Source organism: Chitinasiproducens palmae (assembly GCF_900095735.1).
Taxonomy (GTDB): domain Bacteria; phylum Pseudomonadota; class Gammaproteobacteria; order Burkholderiales; family Burkholderiaceae; genus Chitinasiproducens; species Chitinasiproducens palmae.
On the sequence record NZ_FNLO01000010.1, the window covers coordinates 23775 to 27943 of the forward strand.

Annotated in this window: 2 protein-coding genes; both read left to right on the forward strand. The window is 64.3% G+C overall.

All coding sequences use genetic code 11. The annotated features are described in order from the left end of the window. Window positions 1-1090 precede the first annotated feature (1090 nt). Window positions 1091-1762 (forward strand): energy-coupling factor ABC transporter permease, encoded by a 672-nt coding sequence (locus tag BLU54_RS15960; protein WP_091910604.1) that lies wholly within the window; start codon window positions 1091-1093, stop codon window positions 1760-1762. Window positions 1763-2361: 599 nt separating this feature from the next. Further along, a complete protein-coding gene (locus tag BLU54_RS15965; protein WP_139169726.1) occupies window positions 2362-2967 on the forward strand; it encodes a BspC domain-containing protein in 606 nt (201 codons plus the stop codon). Window positions 2968-4169: the final 1202 nt, after the last annotated feature.

Genomic DNA, 4169 nt, shown 5'->3' on the forward strand with positions numbered 1-4169 from the left:
GGGTCTGGGTCTGGGTCTGGGTCTGGGTCTGGGTCTGGGTCTGGGTCTGGGTCTGGGTCTGGGTCTGGGTCTGGGTCTGGGTCTGGGGTCTTGCGGCTTGCGGCTTGCGGCTTGCGGCTTGCGGCCTGAGAGTCGAGGCGAGGGGCTTGGGACTCCGAGCGAGCAGTAGGGAGTGGGAAGATTCAAGGACGGTAGCTGTTCGACCGGTTGCCGCCGACTGGCGCCAGTCACCACGGTTTACAGACCCGTTCCGATATCGGTTCGGGTGCGGCGGGGGCTCCGCCGAAAGTATTTGCCGGGCCGAGAAAGGCCTGAGCGGAAGCGCGGCGTGTGCCGCGTCTGGCTTACGATCGACGTTCGTGTTCACCTGTATTGGGTGATGAATCGGTATAAGCCCCGCACAGAATTGATCGGTGCGTGCCGGTTAGCGTGAGCGTCAGGCGTTGCCCTGGATTCGGTCGCCCTTGACGGCCGGTCCACGCCGGCTTGCGGGCGGCACGCGCTAGTACAGGCACTCGCCGTAGCGATACTGCCCCATCAGCGACGTGCCACGTCCACGAGGATGCGTCATGCCAGCATGGTCAGGCCGCGAACGCAGCGAGGTTCCGTCGACCGCTGCCTCTCAGGACGTCTGGTTGATTGACGCCGTGCTGGCGTAACGAATCTTCGGCGCTGATCCGGTTCCGGATCCCGATCCCGATCCCGTTTCCGTTCCGGATCCCAATTCCGATTCGACGGCGCTGACGGTCAAGCGCCATCGCCACTTCCATCCCAATGCCAGTGCTAATTCCAATAGCAATGCCGAGCAGCCGTTTCCGAGGCCGTCCAGCAGCCGTCCAGCGGACGCAGGCTTTGGCTGACATGCCAAGTTTGCAACGTCCGTTTCATCGTTACATGGCTTGGCGCCTGCCGGGCGCGTGAATGTCACGGGATTCGAGGTCCGTCCCGTGGCCCGCGTTGCCGTGAGACCGCCTAAGAGCCTCCGCGGCGTCGTGTCATTGCTGCAACGTTTTAGGCCGCGCGTTCGGCGCAAAATTTGCTTGCCCAGGCCTGCCAACGTCCGCGTTCCCGCACCCGCCTGGAAAACACCATGGGCTTCCTGTACTCGCCGCTCGGCCTGCCCTTCTCCGTTGCGACATGGTGTGTCGCGCTCCTGATACTCGCGTTCGCTCTGTATGGGCGGCCGTTCCGATTCCTGCGCGAAGCTTCCCGACAGCACCTTTGGCTGGCCTCGATCACGGTGCTATCGACGCTGTGGTGCTTCTCCGCCTGGGTGCAGGACGGGCCAGTGCTGCACCTTCTGGGTGCGGCGCTGCTGAGCGCGCTGTTCGGGTGGCGTCTTGCCATGCTGGCGGCAAGTCTCGTGGTGGTGGCCGTTGCGTTGATTCTCGGTGCGTCCTGGCAAGGCGTCGGGGCGACCGTGCTCATTTTCGCAATCGTGCCGGTCATTGTTGCGGCTGGAACGCAGCGACTTTTTACGCGTCGTCTGCCAGGGCGGCTCACTTATCTGATTCTGGTCGACGGCGTCCTGGCGGCATCGCTCAGCGTCATCGCAACGCAGCTTGCTTCATTTGCGTTGCGGGCCGCGGCAGCAGACACGGCCATTGCGCTGCCGCCCGCATGGGGCTGGGCGGTGGCACTGCTCCTCTGCGGTGAGGCACTGGTTTCCGGTGCGCTGACCGCCGTCCTCGCGACCGTGAAGCCGGCATGGCTGCGCAGCGCCATTCTCGGCTCGGTCGAATCGACGATCGATCCGCGCTGACCGATCGTTCAACGGCGGCTTCGCCCGTCGTCGCGCCGGATCGCAGCTCGCCCGGGCAGCTCACGCGCCCATGCGCTAACAAAACGCGCCGCGACGCCGCGTTCGGCGCGCAAACCCAAAGTCGCTCTCTTCTCGCACGCGCGCCGCTGGCGCGGATCGGTTGGTTGTGGCGCTCTGCAGTGACGTCTCACGGCCCGGCGTCCGCCTAGCAGTGAGCCCGTGTAGATGCTGGAGACAGTGGAGACGGCTGAGACGCTAGCGGCACCGGTGCATAAGGGACAGCACAGCAAAGCCAGGGGCGACGATACGGCGCTGGCGCGCCAATACAAAGCGACCGCGCAACAGTAGTGCCGGCATGATGCCGTCACCTTGAGTGAACCCGCGGGAAAGCGGCGCGACGCTACCGTTGGAGCCGCCATGGCTAACACGCGTTCGCGTGTCACGTTAAGGTAATTTACGGCTGCTTACATAATCGGTTCACGTAGAAAGGGAAATTCCGGCGTTTTGCGAGAAAATCAGCGTGTGACGGCTGAGTCCTGCGCCTGTCGCACCGCGTTCCGCCTTGGACCGGAACATCGAACACAGTCCACGCCATCGTAATGAATCGAATTCCCCTTTTTTCACGCCTACGCCGCGCGGTCTGCGGTCTCCTCGCGTTGGCTGCCGGTGTTCAGCCGGCATTCGCCGACCAGTTGGAGCGCCATCAGCAAATCGTCGGCGATCTGGTAGCACAAGGCGTGATGCCTGCAGTCGCCGACTGCGCTGCACACGCCTCGTTCGTCGTACCTACCTCGCCTCGCTATGACCGCGTGGAGTTTCCACCGCAGTTTCTGGACACCACCCATGCGTCGGTCGAGCCCTGGACCGGCCCCTTCGATAGCCATAAGCAACGTACGGAAGTCGACACCGTCGTTTCGGTGAAGGGTCTCGGCTATACAAAGACGGATCCCAGCGGGCAGCCGGACCTGCTCTCTTTCCGCTGTGGCTATCTGAACAATACGATGCTCGCCTTCGGCTATGACGATCCAGGCGGCGCGACGCCGACGGCACGACGCAGCACCGGCGGGTCGCGGCGGCAGGCCAGCGCGACCCGGCGTGGCTCAGCGCGCTCGAAAGCGACAGCGCGGAAGTCGACCGGCGCCAGCACCAGCCGGAAGGCCGGCAGCACGGCGAAACGTTCGACGAAAGGTACGGCGAAACGCTAGCGTCGCGACGCGTGAGCGATAGGCCACTCGGCAGCGATGGTGGGACAGGACGAATGACCGCTTCACGTGCCTCGGCACGCGTTGAGCGGCCTGCACGCGACCGCCTTCTGCTGAGAGGTAATGCAAACGCAATAACGCGGCTCCGCCCGTATCCGTTGCGACCGCAACTCGGGAACCCGCCGCTGTTGCTGTGCGATCACGCGGCTATTCGTGACCGACCCGCGGCGGGTGGACCCTGGCTGCGGATTTGCGCTGACGCACGCTACCAGAAGCGCGTCGCGCCCGCGCGTGGGGAACCGCGACAGTAGGCGACTGGAAATGCGCGGATCAGTTTGATTACCGCGGAACCTTCCACGGTCACGACGACTGCCGGCCTGCGTTGATCGGCATGAGCCACTGTTGCAGGTCTGAGCGCTCGCACCTTTCTGATTGCAGTCTTGCGGTCCCCAAGCGCCTGTGAGCGGCACGCGGCGTTCGGCATCCGCCGTTTCGCGCCCAGCGCTCGTTCTGTTGTATTCCGTACTCCGCGCCAGCAATGCGGCCTCTCGCGGTGGCGCGCACTGCCAGCTACACGTGTCGCGATCGCGTATGGGGCACCGCCGCGGCTTGCCAATTGGCATGTGGCCTGGCAGGAGAATCAGATTGCGGACCGCCAGATCGTCGGCGGTTACGACGACTGCCAGCCTGATTCGATTGATACGAGCCGCGCTTCTCGGGTCGGAGGCTCGCAGCCGTCGGATTTCAGACGTCTCGCCGCAAGGGCCGGCGCGGCACAGGTCACATGGCCCGCGGCGTTCAGCACCCGCCGTTTCGCTTCCGGCCCCCTGTGTCGCCAATTCAGTATGCCGCGCCAGCCATTTGGCCTCTGATGGTGGCACGTCCTGACAGCTACGGTCGTCGCGATCGCGCATGGGGAAATCGTGACGGCTTGCCAGTCGGCATGCGGCTTGGCGTGATGGTCGGATTACGGGCCGCGAGATCGTGAGGAGGCGATGACTGCCAGCCGGTATCTATCGATATGAGCGTCCCTTCTCAGATCTGACGGCTGGCACCTTCTGATTTCAGATGCCCGACCGCCAGGCGCGGCACGGGGTGTTCAGCTTCCGCCGTCTCGCGTCCAACCGTTTGCCTCTCGTATTAGGCATCCTGCGCCAGCAATTTGGCCTCTCGCGTTGGGCGTTGGGCGTTGGGCGTTGGGCGTT